This is a genomic window from Shewanella glacialipiscicola, from assembly GCF_023283485.1.
Classification (GTDB): Bacteria; Pseudomonadota; Gammaproteobacteria; order Enterobacterales; family Shewanellaceae; genus Shewanella; species Shewanella glacialipiscicola.
In genome coordinates this window covers 1-18,982 of the sequence record NZ_JAKILU010000015.1, presented here as the reverse complement: position 1 = coordinate 18,982, position 18,982 = coordinate 1, and the positions used below count along the sequence as shown (strand labels likewise).

At 45.0% G+C, this 18,982-nt stretch carries 15 protein-coding genes; 2 read left to right on the top strand and 13 right to left on the bottom strand.

The window, feature by feature from the left end; all coding sequences use genetic code 11:
• Positions 1-216: 216 nt before the first annotated feature.
• The 6 genes from L2717_RS12175 to L2717_RS12150 all read right to left on the bottom strand — a co-directional run bounded on the left by L2717_RS12175 (position 217) and on the right by L2717_RS12150 (position 7,529).
• Positions 217-2,463, bottom strand: a complete 2,247-nt coding sequence (locus tag L2717_RS12175; RefSeq protein ID WP_220772982.1) for a xanthine dehydrogenase family protein molybdopterin-binding subunit — start codon at positions 2,461-2,463, stop codon at positions 217-219.
• Position 2,464: 1 nt separating this feature from the next.
• Positions 2,465-2,983 carry a (2Fe-2S)-binding protein gene (locus tag L2717_RS12170; RefSeq protein ID WP_220772981.1) on the bottom strand — a complete coding sequence of 173 codons (519 nt, stop codon included), beginning with the start codon at positions 2,981-2,983 and terminating at the stop codon, positions 2,465-2,467.
• A 3-nt stretch (positions 2,984-2,986) separates the two neighbouring features.
• On the bottom strand, positions 2,987-3,694 hold the full coding sequence (locus tag L2717_RS12165; protein WP_220772980.1) for a nucleotidyltransferase family protein: 708 nt from the start codon (positions 3,692-3,694) through the stop codon (positions 2,987-2,989).
• A complete protein-coding gene (locus L2717_RS12160; protein WP_220772979.1) occupies positions 3,691-4,707 on the bottom strand; it encodes an XdhC family protein in 1,017 nt (338 codons plus the stop codon). The genes L2717_RS12165 and L2717_RS12160 overlap by 4 nt, the downstream gene beginning before the upstream one ends.
• Before the next feature lie 285 nt (positions 4,708-4,992).
• A complete protein-coding gene (locus L2717_RS12155; protein WP_220772978.1) occupies positions 4,993-6,732 on the bottom strand; it encodes a methyl-accepting chemotaxis protein in 1,740 nt (579 codons plus the stop codon).
• A 152-nt stretch (positions 6,733-6,884) separates the two neighbouring features.
• Entirely contained in the window at positions 6,885-7,529 is a 645-nt protein-coding gene (locus tag L2717_RS12150; protein ID WP_220772977.1) for an MBL fold metallo-hydrolase, read from the bottom strand.
• Positions 7,530-7,713: 184 nt separating this feature from the next.
• On the opposite strand from L2717_RS12150, the gene L2717_RS12145 reads away from it, so the two are divergent.
• A complete protein-coding gene (locus L2717_RS12145) occupies positions 7,714-9,003 on the top strand; it encodes an alpha/beta fold hydrolase (RefSeq protein WP_220772976.1) in 1,290 nt (429 codons plus the stop codon).
• 289 nt (positions 9,004-9,292) lie between these two features.
• Here L2717_RS12145 and L2717_RS12140 read toward each other — a convergent pair whose 3' ends face one another.
• Entirely contained in the window at positions 9,293-11,368 is a 2,076-nt protein-coding gene (locus L2717_RS12140) for a DNA topoisomerase III (RefSeq protein ID WP_220772975.1), read from the bottom strand.
• A gap of 165 nt (positions 11,369-11,533) precedes the next feature.
• Between L2717_RS12140 and L2717_RS12135 the strand changes: the two genes are divergently transcribed.
• Positions 11,534-11,821 carry a hypothetical protein gene (locus L2717_RS12135; RefSeq protein ID WP_220772974.1) on the top strand — a complete coding sequence of 96 codons (288 nt, stop codon included), beginning with the start codon at positions 11,534-11,536 and terminating at the stop codon, positions 11,819-11,821.
• An 86-nt stretch (positions 11,822-11,907) separates the two neighbouring features.
• Here L2717_RS12135 and purF read toward each other — a convergent pair whose 3' ends face one another.
• The 6 genes from purF to L2717_RS12105 form a co-directional block, all read right to left on the bottom strand.
• Entirely contained in the window at positions 11,908-13,422 is a 1,515-nt protein-coding gene (gene purF / locus L2717_RS12130) for an amidophosphoribosyltransferase (protein WP_220772973.1), read from the bottom strand.
• A gap of 266 nt (positions 13,423-13,688) precedes the next feature.
• Positions 13,689-14,177 (bottom strand): CvpA family protein, encoded by a 489-nt coding sequence (locus tag L2717_RS12125; RefSeq protein ID WP_076498148.1) that lies wholly within the window; start codon positions 14,175-14,177, stop codon positions 13,689-13,691.
• 115 nt (positions 14,178-14,292) lie between these two features.
• Positions 14,293-15,030 carry a cell division protein DedD gene (gene dedD / locus L2717_RS12120; protein ID WP_220772972.1) on the bottom strand — a complete coding sequence of 246 codons (738 nt, stop codon included), beginning with the start codon at positions 15,028-15,030 and terminating at the stop codon, positions 14,293-14,295.
• Positions 15,023-16,294: a bifunctional tetrahydrofolate synthase/dihydrofolate synthase gene (folC, locus tag L2717_RS12115; protein WP_220772971.1), complete on the bottom strand. Its 1,272-nt coding sequence runs from the start codon at positions 16,292-16,294 to the stop codon at positions 15,023-15,025. Before folC ends, dedD begins: the two co-directional genes overlap by 8 nt.
• Positions 16,295-16,362: 68 nt before the next feature.
• Positions 16,363-17,148: a tRNA pseudouridine(38-40) synthase TruA gene (truA, locus tag L2717_RS12110; protein WP_220772970.1), complete on the bottom strand. Its 786-nt coding sequence runs from the start codon at positions 17,146-17,148 to the stop codon at positions 16,363-16,365.
• A gap of 110 nt (positions 17,149-17,258) precedes the next feature.
• Positions 17,259-18,982: FimV C-terminal domain-containing protein (locus L2717_RS12105; protein ID WP_283106089.1), on the bottom strand; the 1,724-nt coding region annotated here is incomplete at its 5' end.

Sequence of the window (18,982 nt, the reverse complement as noted above, 5' to 3'; positions counted from 1 at the left end):
CTTGGCTGCTCTGAAACTCATGTCTTAAGCTCGCGTGGGTAAACACATTGGTTAAATTACCTCTATTACGGTAACAAAAACCTGATCTATTACAAATTTTCCGCATTAATGCCTGCAAAATAACTAACAAGCAAATATTTTGTAGTAAAAAAACAAAAAAAGCGCTTTTTAGACGCTTTTTTGTTCGGCTGTTTCACTTATATTGCTTTGCAGTACTTAAACTCGAAGCAGCTTATTAACGGGAAGATCGCGGATCCTTTGTCCCGTGGCAGCAAAAATCGCATTGGTTAAGCTCGGGGCAACGGGCGGCACACCTGGCTCACCCACACCTGCTGGCGGCGCATCAGATTCAATAATTATGATCTCGATATCCGGTGCTTGAGGCATGCGCAGTAAAGGATAATCGTGAAAATTCGATTGCTGCACTTTACCCTCTTTATAAGTGATTTCGCCCATCAAGGCTAAGCTCAGACCAAACACTATCGCGCCTTCAGTCTGGGCTTTTACCCTATCGGGGTTAACTATCGTGCCCGCATCGATGGCAGCGATGGCATTCAGCACTTTAAGCTGTTTATCCTCGCTCACTTCCACCAGCATAGCCACAGCAACATAACTGACAAAACTGCGATGTACGGCAAAACCCCAGCCCTGATTTTTACCTGCCTTGGGCGCTTTAGCTTGGGCTTTTTCAACCGCATCGATTACCCCTAAATAGCGGCTCACATCTACGGGATGACGATTAAGCTCTTCGCCATAGTTGCCGTATTTAAACTGCTGGTCGGTAAAGGTTTCACGCCTTGCCTCACCTAACAGGTTACGCCACATCTGCGGGCAAGAAACCTGAGAACGGTGAGCCATTTCATCGACAAAACTGCCCACACTGAAACCATGTTGAATATTACACACAGAGCGCATCCAACCTATGCGGCTGTGCGCCTGCGCTTTTACCGCTTCGTATCTTAAATTCGGCAAAGCAAAGGGTACATCGACAAAGCCTAAATCTAGCTCGCCACCAGAAGGATATTCCACCCCTTCGGCAAAGGTTGAACTGATGGACGGGAATCCGGTACGGGCTAAAAGAGCGCTCGGTTTATTGTTGGCATCGAACAACGCTTGATAGGACTGCGCGCTGATGGCGTGGTAATAACCATTTTGGATTTCATCTTCGCGGCTCCAACTCACTTTAACGGGGCGCTTAAATTGCTTCGATAACAGCGCGGCTTCAACGCTAAAGTCAGGTTTAGATTTACGCCCAAAGCCGCCGCCCAGCAGAGTCACATTTACTTTAATCGCCTCTTCTTCCATGCCTAACGCTGCAGCCACATTTTGCTGTGTGCTTTGGGGCGTTTGGGTCGATGCCCATATTTCACAGCCCTTATCAGTGACATGGGCAGTCGCTACAGGCGGCTCAATGGAGGAATGAATTAAATAAGGCACGGTATAAACCGCCTTTAGCGTATTCGCCTCGGGCCAGTTTTTAATCTCATCACCATATTGACGCACAACGTTACCGCTTTGCTGCACCCGCTCGACGAGCTCTTGCAAATAAAGACTTGAATCATGCTGGCTATTATCGGACGCAGTCCAAGTGACCTTTAATGCTTTGCGGCCCTCAAGGGCGCTCCAAGTATTTGTAGCGATAACAGCTACGCCGCCCAAAGCCTGGAACGCGGGCGCGCCCTTAGCGGCGGGCAAACGATACACATCCAATACTCCTGCCACGTTACGCGCCGCAGTATCATCCAAGGTTGCCACATCGCTCCCAAGCACAGGCGGACGCATGATGCTAGCGTAGAACATGCCATCGAGTTTGATATCGTAACCATAAATTGCGCGCCCAGTTAACATGGCATCCATATCAACAATTTGGCGTGATGCGCCAATCTGTTTGAAATCTTTAACGTCTTTAAAGGTTAGCGACTCAACAGCGGGAACTACCTGCTCAGACGCCGCTAACGCTAACTCGCCAAACTTAGCCGAGCGGCCCGATTTAACATGCAGCACTTTATGGTGAGCAGTATGCACCTCGCTCACGGGGACTTTCCAGCGCGCGGCGGCGGCTTGCTCTAGCATGGCTCTTGCCATCGCCCCCATCTGACGCATACGGTCGTAATTTTCGCGAATACTGCGGCTACCGTCGGTATTTTGGCTGGCATAACGTTTATCGGCTAAGCCTTGAATAGGGACGATTTTATCCCAATCCGCTTCTAACTCTTCGGCTAATACTTGCAAAATACCAGTGCGGATCCCCTGCCCCATTTCTGAGCGATGACAGGTGAGATATACTTTGTCGTCCTCACCAATGGCAATAAATAAATTTAGCCGCGCTTCTTTATCCTGCGCCAGCGCCATGGGGCTCCATGTTAGTCCACTCGCCCCTAATGCTAATCCGCCACCCACTGCGCCAAACAGCTTTAACACATCGCGGCGGCTGATATTTTCTACGGCAGTAAAAGTACTCATATTAGTCCTCCTGTTTGGCATAGTTTTGCAGTGCCGCTTTAATCCGCGGGTATGTGCCGCAGCGGCAGATATTCCCCGACATGGCCGAGTTGATTTGTGCTTCAGAAGGTTTCGGATGCTGCGCTACTAACGCCGCAGCTGACATCAATTGCCCTGCCTGACAATAGCCGCACTGGGGCACGTTATACTCAGCCCATGCATCTTTAAGCTTTTGATTATCAAGTCCTTCAATGGTAGTGAGTTGTTTACCCTGCGCCTGCCCCAAACTGGTTAAGCAAGCGCGTACGGGTTGGCCGTCTAAATGCACAGTGCAAGCACCGCATAGCCCAGCTCCACAACCATATTTAGTACCCGTGAGCCCTAAAATATCCCGTAACGCCCAAAGGATTGGCATTTTAGGATCGGCATCTAAGGTAAATGATTTCCCGTTGATGATCAGTGTCTGGGTGGAAAGTGTCTGGGTGGAAGCGGCGGTATTCGCTTCCTTGACGACTGCTTTGGTTGATAAAACTTCTGCCATAACTCACTCCTTAAGTGCCAACCACGACGCAAGATCGGCTTGGGTATCAATATCAATGGCGGCGCGAGGGAGGGGTATTGTCACTAACGCGCCCAGTTTCTCTTGTTGTTTTAAGATAGGTTTTGCCCCGCGATCACCACTCAAATGTGTGAGTAACGGCAATGTTGAGGCATTAAAAATAGCAGGTACACCGACATCATCTAAATAGTAAGCAGCAACGTCTTTACCTGTTTGATGCCACATCGAAATCAATTGCTGGTAATCATCAACGTCCAGCGCAACTTGGTCGGCCAGTGTTAACAACATGCCATCAAAGCCCTGTTCCAGCGCGTAACTTGCCGCCAAACGAACAGAGGATGCTAAGCCCGTATGCGACTGCTGATTAATCACTACATCAAATGGCTGACGGGAATTAAGCTCAGCTAATAATGGCTGTAATATATGATGATGAGTGCCAAGTATAATGAGTAAAGGCGCGACTTGAGGCGAATGAGCATCTGGGCGCGCCCTATCTAAAGTGAGGCCATCGAGTTGCTGCAAGCGGGCAATATGGCAGTTGATGATAGGCAATTTTTCTGTGCTAAAAGCATAATGTGAAGGAATAAGTTGCGCTAACTTTACCCCTTCAAAACGCTGGCTCTGGCCCGCAGCAAGTACCACGATAAGTAATCGCTTAGGCGAAGATTCCAGAGGTATTGTGGGTGTTATCAACGCATAACCTCAACTAATTGCTTTAACGTTGCGCCGTGAAGCACACCATGACATTGAGCCAAAATACTTAACGCAATACTACTGGGTAATTCGCCGCCAAGGGCCAGTCCCGCAGGCGCTGAAAACACTCCCGAAAAAGATTGAGTGTTAAGTCCTGCTATATCCAGCACTTTATCGCGTCTATGGGCTGGCCCAAGCAATCCAATATATGCCAAAGCATAAGGCTGAATGACCTTTAATACCGCTGCATCTAACCCAAGGTTGTGATTCATCACTACAACGCAATCGAGTGATGCGATAACGCTAGCCGCAATATCTTCAATGGGTTGTTTGATAATGTGTGCATGGGGGAAATCTGCCGCTCTAGCATAAGCAGTACGACTATCAATAACCGTCACCTGCCAGCCTAAAGAATACGCTATCGCGGCAAGGGGTTTGGCATCAATCCCACCGCCCATAATCCCAAGATGAAACCTCGGCCTTAGGGGGATAATTAACGACTCACCCGTTTCTTGGTTAAAGATACCCGTGCGCACATAATCACTGGCAGGAAAAGGCGTTAACTCTGCTGGGTAAAAGGCCGCTTGATACAACCGAGCATCAAAGCCCGCGCTCACTAAGGGCAATTGATAAAAGCCCGATTGGCCGTGACGAAATGCCTTTACCAGTTCAACTAAACCTAAATCATGATTTTCTTTCAGTAATGGCACCAACATAACATCGACAATACCGCCACAACCAAGACGGTAACTGGCATCGGACTCATCGCTAGCATCATACGTCACGCACATCACTTGCTTAGTTTGCATGGCTTTTTGCGCATGGCGGCGTAAATCAGCCTCTAAACATCCTCCGCTTAACATTCCTGCGCCTTGGCCAAATTCATGAAATAACATCATGGCACCTGGTTTACGGTAGGCAGAGCCTTGAATGTGAGTGATGACTGCCAGTACCCAAGCATCATCTGCAAGCGGTAACCAATGCTCTAATAAACCTTCGATTTGGTGATCCATTTGCACGGGCTCCATTGGGTTAGGATAGGTAAAAACTCAATACGATAGGTATTCACAATCAGTATTTTCACAAAATTAAGCCATTGTGAGAAATTGCCGTGTCCCTACATTAAGCCGCTGAATAACCAAGTTAGCAAAGGCGTGTACGTATTGAAAGGAGTAATAGAGCACAAAAGTATTGATGTCAAAAATCAGTGTGAAAGTGCATCAAGTGAAGGGGGTAGACATCCATGTCTTAAGGGGGGAACTATAATTCTTGTTTATCGCAACTGAGCCGCAGCTAAACTAAAACTGATATTCTCCCGCTTTAGTACGCAACATTTGTGATTGATTATCGAGGCAAATAGAGGTTGACTCAATTTGTTCAATAATCTGTGATACCTCGCGGGAATTATCACGGATCACTATCATACTCGTGGCTATTTCTTTAGACACCAATGACTGCTCCTCGGTCGAGGCGGCCACTTGAGTATTGAGCCCATGGATGGCTTCAGTGCTAGAACGAATATCCTCAAAAACGATGACGATACGTTGTAGTTCACCCCCAGCCTTTTGCATTAATGTCGCGGCTTGAGTAACTGATGTGCCCACTTGATGAGTCCGATTTTGAAGACTTGCAACTATGTCATCGATTTCCTTGGTTGAATCTTGAGTGCGCTGGGCTAATGATCGCACCTCATCAGCCACCACCGCAAAGCCTCGTCCCTGCTCACCAGCACGTGCCGCTTCAATCGCCGCATTCAGTGCCAGCAAATTAGTTTGTTCGGCAATAGCCTTAATCACACTCAACACATTACTAACTTGGGTACTTTCATTGACCAAATGCAACATAGAGTCTTGGGTGTTGGTGAATGCACCTTCTAATACTGACATCGCTTTGAGTGCTTCCGATACTGTCTGCTGACCCACAGTGACATGAGTTTCGTTTTCAGCCGCTCGGCTTTCAGCATTGGAAGTGCTTTCGCTCACATGAACCAGTGTTGTGGTCATTTCTTCCATGGCACTCGCGCTAGCGTCCAGCTCTCTTGCCACGCGATTTGAACTTTCACGGGAAATTTGAATCGATGCTTTAGTCTGTTTAGCTAAGTCAGCAACCTCTTTTGCAATACTGTCAGTCGTCGATAATGAATTCGCAAGTGAAGCTATAAACAAATTGATTTGATTTACAATTTCACCGATTTCACCTTGAGTCGTCACAGTAATTCTCCGTGCAAGATTTTTAGATTGCTGGATATCCAGTAACTCACGACACATTTGTACTAAGGGAGTAACGATGCGACTCTTCACTATCACAAAACCGCTAACTGCCGCTAAAATAACAAGTAACAACACTAATTGGACCCAATTCAACGCAGCATGAAGATTATCCAGCCGATGGACGACCTCTCCTTCGGTACGCTTATCTAAGGCACTAAAAAAGCTATCGATTGGAGTCATAATCTTGGCTTTTTCTTTATGGTATTGCTCACTATGCAATAACTCCCTCGCCATCACGATATTAGGATCGCCTTTTACAGTATACGCTTGAGTATTAGGGTCGAGAAAAATGCCTTTAACTGCATTCATCGCTTTCAGCTCGATAGCCACTAAAGCATTTGAATTTTGTTGAGCCTCTTCAAGGTAACGAAACTCTTCATCTGAAAAACCAAGAGCTTGCATTTTGGTTTTCAATACAACTTTGGCGCCATCTGGTTTGGGTTTATCACCATAATTAAGCACCAGATCCCAATAAATTTGGTGATATTTTTCTGGCCTTGGTTTTTCACCATTACGGATAGCTAAAATATCCATATACATTTTTTCGTACTTTTCATCACCCGTAACGGCATAAGTACGAGCAAAGCGAGTTAAGTCATCTGAACTTTGTCTTAGCTCATCAGCGACCTGATAGGACTGATATCGAATACTTGCCGCGTCATTAAATAAGTCAACTTTTGATTTAAGATTAAAACTCAGCACCGCAGTAATCACGGCACTGGCGACTATCGTCGAAAATACCACACTCATCATTGTTTTTGTTTTCATAAACACCTCAGTAGACACACGCAATCACTCATGTGAGTCTAGAGGTAAAATACAATATAGAGGAACGAAATGTGTGTTTATTGTTGCAAAAAAAAGTATGTTTGAGAGCACATTCTAAATTGTGATATTTATTTTCAATACACTGTGCTGTATTAACGCAAAAGTTGGTCTGCTACAAAGGGGTTATGCTCGCGTTCTTCACCAAAAGTGGACATAGGACCGTGGCCTGGAATAAATGCTACCTCTGCGCCCAAAGGCCAAAGCTTCTCGGTGATTGAGTGAATTAAATCCTGATGGTTCGATTGGGGGAAATCAGTGCGACCAATCGAGCTTCTAAACAAAACATCGCCGACCCAAGCTAACTGAGATTGAGCAGAGAAAAAAGCGATATGTCCCGGCGTATGCCCAGGGCAATGCAGTACAGACAAACGTTGTTCGCCCAGATTAACGATGTCGCCGTCCTGTAGATATTGCTCGGGCTCGAAGGCATCGCAATGGGGAAAACCGAAATTTTGGCTTTGCTTAGGTAAGTTTTCAATCCAAAATTTATCGGCAATATGCGGGCCGATAATTGGAATATTTGCAGCTTTAGCTAACGCTTTAGCGCCGCCGACGTGATCGATATGGCCATGAGTAAGCAGAATTTTTTCGAGAACTAAGCCGAGCTTGACGACTTCGTTTTGGATCCTATCTATGTTCCCCCCAGGATCAACAACCGCTGCACGCTTGGTTTTCTCACACCAGATAAGGCTGCAATTTTGCTGAAAAGGTGTCACTGGAATAATCTGATATTTCATAGCTTCAATCTCGTGTTATCCATAAGCGATAGATTACGCTAAGCCACTCATCATGGCTCAAATTAGGATTGAAAAAGTTGATCTTAACCCGAAGCCAAGCAAATAATCCTAGCTTGCAGCATAAACTGTTTTGTATACAATCTGCTAAATACAATACAGCATCCTCAGCCATTAAGGTGACCTGATGAAACCCGATATTATTCTTGCTGATGTTTTGGCTAAAAAGCACACTTTTACCTTGCCACTAAACTATCAACATCCTATCGCAGAACAAATCCAAATATTTGCCAGAGAACTCTGTAGCCTAGAAAATAAAGACAAAAAGTTACCTTATCTGGTGTTTTTTCAAGGTGGTCCGGGGTTTGCTGCCATGCGTCCTGCCAGTAACAGCGGCTGGATCCGCCGCGCCTTAAAAGAGTATCGGGTTTTATTACTCGACCAACGGGGCACTGGCTTATCAACGCCCATCAACCACCTCAGTTTAAAGCATTTAGATCCGGTCGCGCAGGCAGATTACCTTAGCCATTTTCGTGCAGATAATATAGTACGCGATGCTGAAGCCATTCGAGCACAACTCTGTCCCGCCGATAAATGGGCAATTCTAGGCCAAAGTTTTGGAGGATTTTGCGTTTTACATTATTTAAGCGCGGCGCCTCAAGGCATTAGTGAAGCCTATATTACCGGCGGCATACCGTCGCTTACCCGCAGCGCCGATGACGTTTATCTCGCGACCTATCAACGAGTACTGGCCAAAAACAAGCAGTTTTTTCAGCGTTTCCACGATGCGCAACACTTGGCCACACGCTTAGCAAAGCATTTATGTGAACATGAAGTGTATTTAGCCACCGGAGAACAGCTTACGGTTGAAATGTTGCAGCTACTTGGTATCAATATTGGTATGGAGCAAGGACCAGAATCGGTTTATTACCTACTTGAACAAGCATTGATTGACACTGCATCTGGGGTTGAGGTCAATCCCTTGTTTTTAAATCACTTCGGCCAGCTGCTCGATTACAACACTAACCCTATTTTTGCTATGCTGCACGAAGCCATCTATTGCCAACACTCCGCCTCACAATGGGCGGCGCACAGGGTTAGAAAAAACTTCCCAGCCTTTAACTATCAAGTTGGCAAAGCGTTGTTATTTACCGGTGAGATGATTTACCCATGGATGTTTGACCAATTTAGCCACTTAATGCCTTTAAAGGCAGCGGCAGAAATCTTGGCCCATAAAGCAGATTGGCCAGCACTTTATAATCTTGAGCAGCTAGCAAAAAATCGTGTGCCAGTCGCGGCGGCGATATACAGCGAAGATATGTTCGTAGAGATGCAATACAGTCTAGAAACGGCCCAGCAAGTCGGTAGGCTCAAATATTGGTTAACATCTGAATATGAACACAATGGCATTCGCATGGATGGCGAACGAATACTCGATAAACTGATTAGTTTAAATCGAGGCCAAAGCTTAAGGTAAAACTCAATGTTCGTTTTTAAGCGTTAATTAAGATAGCGCTGGCATGATGCTCTGGCTCTACATCAATTGAGTGATTTTGCCAATTTACAACGACTTATTTCCGTAAGAGTAGACCGTATTGGTTTACTCTTTTTTTATCTTTAATAACGGTTTTAAAATGGTTCACTGAATAAGCTAATTGAATATTTATTAATATCTATGTCGTGCACCAGAAAAACTTAACCAGCCAATATACCTGTATCAGCTAGTCATCAATCCCTTACATTTTAACGAGTTAAAATAATCAAGCCTATACAGCAAGCGGCTTGCCGGTGCGGCTTTTAATGCCAGAGCCTTTAGCACCACTGGCTTTAGTGGCAATTATTTTTGACCCATTTGACGCTTTACGATAAGTCGACTTGCGATAACCCGATTTACCACTCGTAGATTTACCATAGCCTTGGCCCTTTAAGCCATTAAGCGCGGTAGGCAGCTGCGCCCCTGCATTTTGGATAAGGGTAAATAGTGTGTCCAGTAGTGGCTGCATAAAGGCTTGATAGGATGTTTCTTTACGGCAAATACTGTTCAAACTCGCCTCCCATAGTGCTGTCATATCAGGTGACGTTGCGCTGACGGGCAAACTGTTTATCAACCCTTTACCCACTTCAGTTGATACGATAGATTTACCCAAACGCTGTAAAAAGCTGCGTTTAAATAGTAATTCAATAATACCCGCACGGGTGGCCTCAGTGCCTAAGCCATCGGTTTCTTTGAGAATTTTACGAATATTAGCATCGGTCACATAACGATTAATCCCAGTCATAGCGCCAAGTAAAGTTGCATCGGTAAAGGCTTTAGGCGGCTGCGTATTTTTTTCAAGCAGTTCACCCCGAGTGCAATGCAACAATTGCCCTAATGTTAAGGGCGGCAGTTGGCCGATAAACTCGTCATTGTCATCATCGTCTTTGCTGGTGCTTTCCTCCGCTGGCTTTTTTTCTATAGGTTTATTGCCATGAGATTCTTGGCGGGCGAAGAGTTGCTTCCAGCCTAAAGATTTGTCCTGACGCGCTTTGGTATTAAATAATCCACCCTCGATAGTCACTTGCACTGTGGTTTCGCCATAACAATAAGCGGGATAAAACTGTGCTAAGTACTGACGAGCAATATGCAGATATAGCTGTTTTTCCCGTAGACTCAAACTCGATAAATTAGCTGTTTTCTCTGTAGGCACTATCGCATGGTGAGCATCAACTTTTTTATCATCCCATGCTTTGGATTTAAGGCGATGATCGGGCGCGTCAACCTGTTGTAATAGTTCAGCGGCTCCACCACTAATCGCTTTTAATACTAAAGGTGCGAGACCATGTTGCTCAACGGGCAAATAACGGCTGTCGGATCGTGGATAAGTGATCAGTTTATGCCGTTCATACAGACTCTGGCAGGTATCAAGTACATCCTTAGCACTCATACCAAAGCGTTTTGCCGCATCAATTTGCAACGCAGACAAACTATAAGGTAACGGTGGATGCTGTTTTTTATCCTTAGAGACTAATTGTGTAATGACAGCAGATTTATCACTAATCCGACTCACCACATTTTGTGCTAAACCTCTGACTAACACTCGCCGTTCTTCATCCATATAAGGTAAACAGGCCTCACTGGGTTGCCATTTTGCGCTGAAGGTTTCTTGCTTTTGTGTCGCCAAATGGGCCAACACTTCATAGAAAGGTTTAGATTGAAAATTGGCTATCTCTTCATCTCGGCGCACCACCAGCCCAAGTAAGGGGGTTTGCACTCGACCAACGGATAACACGCCTTGATAACCGACCTTTTTACCTTGGATAGTGTAGGCACGCGTCATGTTCATTCCATAGAGCCAATCGGCGCGGCTACGGGCAAGAGCTGAGGTTGATAATGGAATAAATTCACGGTTACTGCGTAATTGTGTCAGCGCACGTTTTACTGCTTGGGGGTTTAAATCACTGATAAGTAAGCGCTGGGTTTGATGCAATTTATCGCCCGTCACCCCAAGATAGGCAATCACTTCATCCACTAACAACTGCCCTTCCCTATCAGGATCGCCCGCATTGACCAGCGTGTTGGCTTGTTTAACTAATCGTTTAAGCACTGTGAGCTGGCTACGAGTTGCAGCTTTGGGTTTCAATTGCCACTTGTCTGGCACAATCGGTAAATGCTCGAACTTCCAAGACTTAAATTCAGGATTGTAGGCATCTGGTTCGGCTTGTTCTAGCAAATGCCCCACACACCAAGACACACAATCACCATTGGCGGCTTCAATAAATCCATCGCCTTTTTTATGAGGTTTAGGCAATACATCGGCGATGGCCCGCCCTAGGCTAGGTTTTTCTGCGATATAGAGGATCATACAAACACCAAGCACTGGATATAATTACAGTACAATTTAGCCCAAACATGAGCTGAGTGCAAATTTCTATCAAACTCGTTCATTTAAAAACCGCCTCAACTGTAAATTCAATTGATAATAGTTCTCAACAACGACTAAAGTACAATGAATTCAACGGGAGTGATTATGAGACAGTTTACGATACACGCACGAGAAAAGATGACATTCAGCCCTGCATTAACGTTAAGATTCAACCAACTACTGCTATTTTACAGTTTAATGTTACTCGCGATTAGCCTGCTTGCTAACCGATGGTTTGGACAGGTTAACATTATCGATTTACCACTAGCATGGGGATTGATGTTATTGCTACCGATTGCGGTGAGTTTATCGCTACTGCTAAGGCATCAGGTGACGCGTTATAGCTTGAGCTACTTATTTGGTGTGTGGATGCTGTTATGGTTTTTGGGGTAATCAGAGTCAATAAAAAAAGCCAGTGAAAAAATCACTGGCTTATGGTATCGATACGCTAACGACTCCTGCTCAAACGCTTGTCTTTATTATGGATGACAGACGTTATGCAGCTCTAGGTTAGTGCCGATATCTTTATTACGATCCACTTTAGCATCATCATTACGCAGCTGCGTTAAGTGATCTAAATACGCTTGATCGACATCGTTAGTAATATAATGTCCATCAAATACTGAGGTTTCGAAACGTTTAATCGCTGGATTCTCCATTCTTACCGCTTCAATTAAGTCGGGTAAATCTTGGAAGATAATGCCATCGGCACCGATTAATTTAGCGATTTCATCAGCATCACGCCCATAAGCGATTAACTCGTTTGATGTTGGCATGTCGATGCCGTACACGTTAGGGAAACGAATTTCTGGAGCTGCTGAGGCAAAATACACTTTCTTAGCACCCGCTTCACGTGCCATTTCAATGATTTGCTCAGAGGTCGTACCGCGAACAATCGAGTCATCCACCAACAATACATTTTTACCGTAAAATTCGGTATTAATAGCATTGAGTTTTCGGCGTACAGACTTTTTACGTTCCTGTTGACCCGGCATAATGAAAGTACGGCCAATATAACGATTTTTAACAAACCCTTGTCGATAAGGTAAATCCATGCAACGGGCAATTTCAAGCGCGATATCGCAAGAGGTTTCAGGAATAGGAATAACCACATCGATATCGTGATCGCACCATTCCTTCTTAATTTTCTCGCCAAGCTTAGCGCCCATATTGACGCGACTTGCATACACAGACACTTTGTCGATGGTCGAATCTGGACGGGCAAAATAGACAAACTCGAAAATACAAGGTGCATAGCTAGGATCGGCCGCACATTGACGAGTATAGAGCTTACCATCAATAGACACATAAATCGCTTCACCCGGCGCTACATCACGCATCACTTCAAAGCCGACGGCATCAAGGGCAACACTTTCAGAGGCGACCATGTATTCGGTACCTGTTGGCGTTTCGTGCTTACCTAACACCAAAGGACGAATACCAAAGGGATCGCGAAACGCGACAAGGCCTTGACCAATGATCATCGCCACTACCGCATAAGCGCCGCGAGCTTGCTGGTGCACGTTAGCAACCGCATCAAATACTTCTTCTGAAGTCAGGGTTAAGCTAGTGGTTTTTTGTAATTCATCAGCCAATAGGTTTAATAACACTTCAGAGTCTGAAGTAGTATTAACATGGCGACGTTTTTTGATCAGCCCTTCGGCTAATTCAACTGTGTTGGTTAAGTTGCCGTTGTGGGCTAAAGAGATCCCAAATGGCGAGTTAACATAGAAAGGTTGCGCCTCTGATGCGCTTGAACTACCCGCCGTTGGATAGCGCACATGGCCAATACCAGCATTACCTTGTAGGCGTTGCATGTGTTTGACTTCAAAAACGTCTTTGACTAAACCATTGGCTTTACGCAGCCTGAAAGCACCACGATCAATGGTCACAATACCTGCCGCATCCTGACCTCTGTGCTGCAGCACTGTCAGTGCATCATAAATGGTTTGATTAACCGATGATTGGCCAACTATTCCGACGATACCACACATGGATAAGCTTCCTCATTGTAAGATGTTCTATGCCTTTTATGCTGAAATATAAGCAGGTTATAAGGTCATACTTTTACCTTTCGGTTTAAATACGACGTTATTTATCACTCAGGTATTCGGTCACGTTTCTGCTTATTCAAATAACAACATCGAGGTCATTATCTAAATGGCGCGTGTATGTAATAGGCATCAGCCCTTAAACATGCGTAACATAAATTCCCAAGCGACAGCGTTTTTCAGCATTTAGGATTAATTAATTTTATTTCTTATAGTTTGGGTACAAAGCTGGAGGTGTTTTCCAAATAGTTAAAAAACCATTGAATAACCACGCCAAATTCGGGCACTAGCACAGAGTCCTTCCACCATTGGGTGTTGGGTGAGCCTGTAAAAGCATCCATAAAAAACAGTAAAGCACTCACAATCAAGGCGCCGCGAATGGCACCGAAACAAAGGCCTAAAAGCCTGTCAGTGCCAGATAATCCGGTTTTAACAACCAGTTGTCCAAGAATGTAGTTAACTAGAGCGCCGAGCACTAAGGTAGTAATAAACAGAATGGCAATGGAAACGCCATTGCGCAGCATCTCATCGCTCATTTGCGTTAAATGAACGGCAAGATCGAGGTAAAATTGGCTGGCAATAAAGAATGCTGCAAACCATACCACTAACGACATGGCTTCTTTGGCAAATCCTCGGATCAGACTGATGAGAGTCGATAATCCGATGACGAATATGATAGCGTAATCAATCCAAACCATTGAGATGGCTTTCCGACATGGGCTTTAAGACGGCGCGATTCTACCAGAGACTGAAACGATTCTCACCCCTAGCGAGGTAAATAAATCATTTACAGTCTCAGGTGTAGTATCGCCATTAAGACTCTAAGGGGTTAAAAGGTACTATCCAGCCCTTAAGCCGTGTGAGGGTTTCAACCTCAGCTTGTATTTTTTTCAGTTTGGCTTCGGACACATCTGGCCCAACAAAAACTTTAGTCAATACGCCATCCTTAGGTGTTGCTGGGATAGTGTAAGCTTTAAAACCACTTTTACGCAGCTGCGCAACTAAGGTTTTAACATTAGCGGCATTATTAAACCCACCTAACTGCAAGGTAAAACCGCTTTTTATTTTGTCAGGATTGACCGTTTTAACCGTGGCCTCTTTTGCCGTATTCGCTTTAGGCGTTTCAACTTTAGGTTTTTCAACCTTTGCTACTGTAACCGGTTTTCTCTCAGGCTTTTTGGCCGGTTCAGCTTTAGCGGTTGCCTTAGGTGGTTCTTTTTTAACCTCAGACTTTTTTACCTCAGGCTGGACTTCAGCCTTAACGTCTTGCTTAGCGGTCTCTTTGACGGCTGTCGCCAGCTGATTATCCGCATGAGTTTGGTCATCAGCCGCTAACTCAGGTTCCTTTGAGCTAGGCACATCATCAACCGATAAAACCTCAAACATATCGTCGGTTTTTTGCTGTTCAATCACAGTTGGACGTAAAGGGATTTCTGAAAATTGCTCTTCTTGGCGATCTATTTTGCCATCCAAAATATCTGGCAAAAAAAGCACACCAAGCGCAACCAGCACTACAGTGCCAACTAAACGATTATGAAACTGGCTAGACAAAACGCACTTCCTGCTTAAATTGAGACTTAAAACCTGCCACAGTGTAAAAGGAGCCAAACACAATTACCACATCATCTGGGGTTATTTGCGCTTTTAGTGCCGACCAGGCGGCATCTATGCCCTCAAACTCAATCGCTTTGCTATCTGCAGCTAAGGTTTGACGTAATTGTGCCGCGCTTGCACCGCGTTCACCTTGCAGACTCACTAAATACCAAGTGTCAACTAAGGGTTCAACCACCGATAGCACGCCCGTAATATCTTTATCTTTAAGCATGCCACATAGCGCAAATACACGTTTACCTGCAACTATCGGCTGTAGCTGTTGCACTAAAAATCGAGCCGCATGGGGATTGTGAGCCACATCAAGCACCACCAAAGGCTGTTCGCTCACTCGCTCTAATCGACCGGTTAAACGAGCCGAACTAATACCTTTATCAATAATATCCGCCGAAATATCAGGCCAGCCATGTTCAATCACCGCCAGTACCGATGCCGCATTGGGCAAGGGCAAGGTAGGTAACGTTAATTGATTAAGCTGCCTTATTTGCCCCAAGAAATCCCATGAGTTGCCATTATTCTGATAACTAAATTCATGACCAACACGGTACAAGCTTGCGCCAACTTCGTTAGCGACATCATTCACACTGCATGGCAAATTAGGCTCCCCCACGATAGCGGGTTTACCGGCGCGGAAAATCCCCGCCTTTTCACGGCCCACGAGTTCACGGGTATTACCAAGATAACTTTCGTGATCTAAATCCACCGATGTGACCACGCTGATATCGGCATCAATGATATTGGTGGCATCTAAACGCCCTCCTAATCCAACTTCGAGGATCACCACATCGAGCTTTGCGGCTTTAAAAATGATTAATCCCGCCAGCGTAGCGTATTCAAAAAAGGTCAGAGAAATCTCGGCGCGCGCCGCTTCAATTTGCTCAAAAGCCGCCACAAAAGCGCGGTCTTGCGCATCTTCACCATTGATACGCACTCGCTCATTATACTTGAGCATGTGCGGCGAACTGTACACGCCCACCGTTAAACCCGATAAGCGCAGAATTTGTTCTAACATAGCGCAAGTGGTGCCTTTACCATTTGTGCCAGCCACAGTAACCACTTTAGCCTGACCCAATGCCAGTAGATCTAAGCGGCGCGCCACTTGCGAAACACGGCTTAAGCCCATGTCGATTTCAGTGGGATGAATGGATAATAAATAATCAAGCCACTGATTAAGTTCTGCATTTGACGCTGGTACTGTTAGCATATCGGTACATCCTCGTATTCGATGCCTTACAATCTATTGCAATAAAGCTTGAGTGTGGAGCGGTAATCTTAATCCAACATAAACAGTGGCCCTAGAGCCAATTTAGGTAATTGGTATTGCTCTGGATACGTCACATCAACTAAATAAAGCCCATTAGGTTTTGCCGTTGCTGCCGCTTGTTTTCTATCTTTTAGCGCTAATAGCTCTGTCATCCACGTTAAAGGCTGATTACCTAAACCAATTTCTAATAACGAACCCACAATATTACGCACCATGTGGTGCAAAAAGGCATTAGCAGCAATATCAACAATCACGTACATACCTTGGCGAGTCACATTTACGCAATGCACATTACGAAATGGCGTTTTAGATTGACACTGCATAGCACGGAAACTGGTAAAATCATGTTCACCGAGTAATAACTGCGCCGCTTGATGCATTTTGTTAGCATCGATATCGCCATGATAATGACTGACGCCCTGACGCAAAATTCCTGGGCGAAATTGATGATTATAAATCACATAACGGTAGCGACGAGCCGTGGCAGAAAAACGGGCATGGAAGCTATCATCCACCTCTTTCACCCAGCGTACGGCAATATTATCAGGCAGATTAGCATTCACCCCAAGGGTCCATGCGCTTTCGTTACGAATTGCATTTGTTTCAAAATGCACCACTTGGCCAGTAGCATGAACCCCCGCATCGGTTCGGCCTGCACAGAATACGCCGATAGGCTCATTGGCCACTATCGATAACGCGCGTTCTAATTGCGTTTGTACTGAATCGACGTCGGTTTGGCGTTGCCAGCCAAAATAGCCATTACCGTCATATTCAATACCTAATGCAATCCGCATTCACTTATCCTCACTTGTGACTATTATTTAGCGGCGCATTTTATCACAGCATTAACTAAAAAAAACGGCGCTGTTAGCGCCGTTTAATCGAAACTGAAAGAGAAACTGCTTTAGGTGATATCCTTCAGTAAACGTTGCGCTTCTTCTTGCTGACGCGCATTGCCATCAATGTTGACTTCTTTAAGCAAGGCTTTAGCGCTATCACTGTCGTCAATTTCAATATAAGCACGGGCTAAATCAAGCTTTGCACTAACTGAGTTTTCCTCGTCATCCACATCAATCATCGCCGCATCACCGATTAACGCATCGACATCACTCATTTCAACGTCAATTTCCGAATACTGATCAGTATCAGAGCCTTCTTCATTGGCATCATTTAATAACTTATCGATATCAATAAAACCATTTTCATTTTGGAAATGAGTTAAATCGTGTTCTGGCACAAACCTCTGCTGTGCTTTACGCGACTCTTGGGCGTCAAGCGCGGCCAAGGCTTCATCGACCGTAAGATTATGGTCATCGATAAGGGAAAAGCTGTCTTCCGACGTCAGTACATCTTCGTCTTCATCAAAATCGACATTGGCCGTAAAGGCGGCGAGTACGTTATCGTCACTTAAATCAAACCCTTGCTCAAAATCTAACTCGTCCGGCTCTTTTTGAGTATCGAGTTTAAAATCTTCACTGAAATCAAGATCGTTGCGTGTAGCCTTAATAGGCTTTTCTTCAGTCGTCTGGGTAATGGCATCGATTTTAAGCTCGACATCATTATCCTCAATATCTGTTGGAGGCGTTACAGGGTTAACTTTAGGGGCAAAATCAAGCTCTGAATCCCAATCGAGTACATGAGGATCTGGATTTTTATTGGCTTTTAAATCATTAAAGAATGATGATTCTTTATCTTTAGCAATGATTAATGCAGCGGCCGTGGCTGCGGCTACCCCAGTAGTCGTTAGACTCACTTGAGGTTCATCATCGAGTTCAAACGTATCGTCAGTACCATTTAAGTCATGCCCAGCACCAATACCTTTAAGTAAATCATCAGTATCATCGGTGTCAGTAGGCGTTATTTCTGCAGTTTCGAGATCAAAATTAATTTCGTCTGCATCGGCCTCTGATTGCTCTGGTAATTCAAACTGAGCTAAAAGCGCATCTAAATCTTCTTCATCGGTTAAATCTTCAGGCAACGAAGCTTGCAGCTCTGCGGCAATGACTGCGTTGATTTCGTTGTCGATGCTCTCTTTAACATCATCAGTAACATCGTGTTGAGTAACGTTTTGCGAACCGTCTTGGACACTGTTTTGAAACTCAGCAGTGGTATCAAGATCAATTTCAGGTTTGGTCTCAAAACTTGCTAATAAGGAGTCAATGTCATCGCTATTATCAACACCTAAATCATCAAGTTCAGCGTCTAACTCAGCGGCAATTTCAGCGCTAAAATCAGGCTCGGTAATTTCAGGTTCAGGTACATAAGCGGGTGTCGGCTTATCAAAATCAGCCAGTAAGGCATCGATATCATCAGTATCGTCAACGCCTAAGGCATCAAGCTCTGCATCTAACTCAGCAGCAATTTCAGCGCTAAAATCAGGCTCGGTGATTTCTGGTTCAGATTCTGGTACAGAAATAGGTGTCGGCTTGTCAAAATCTGCCAACAAGGCATCGATATCATCAGTATCGGCAACGCCAAAGGCATTAAGCTCTGCATCTAACTCAGCAGCAATTTCAGCGCTAAGATCAGGCTCGGTGATTTCAGGTTCAGGTACATAAGCGGGTGTCGGCTTATCAAAATCAGCCAGTAAGGCATCGATATCATCAGTATCGTCAACGCCTAAGGCAT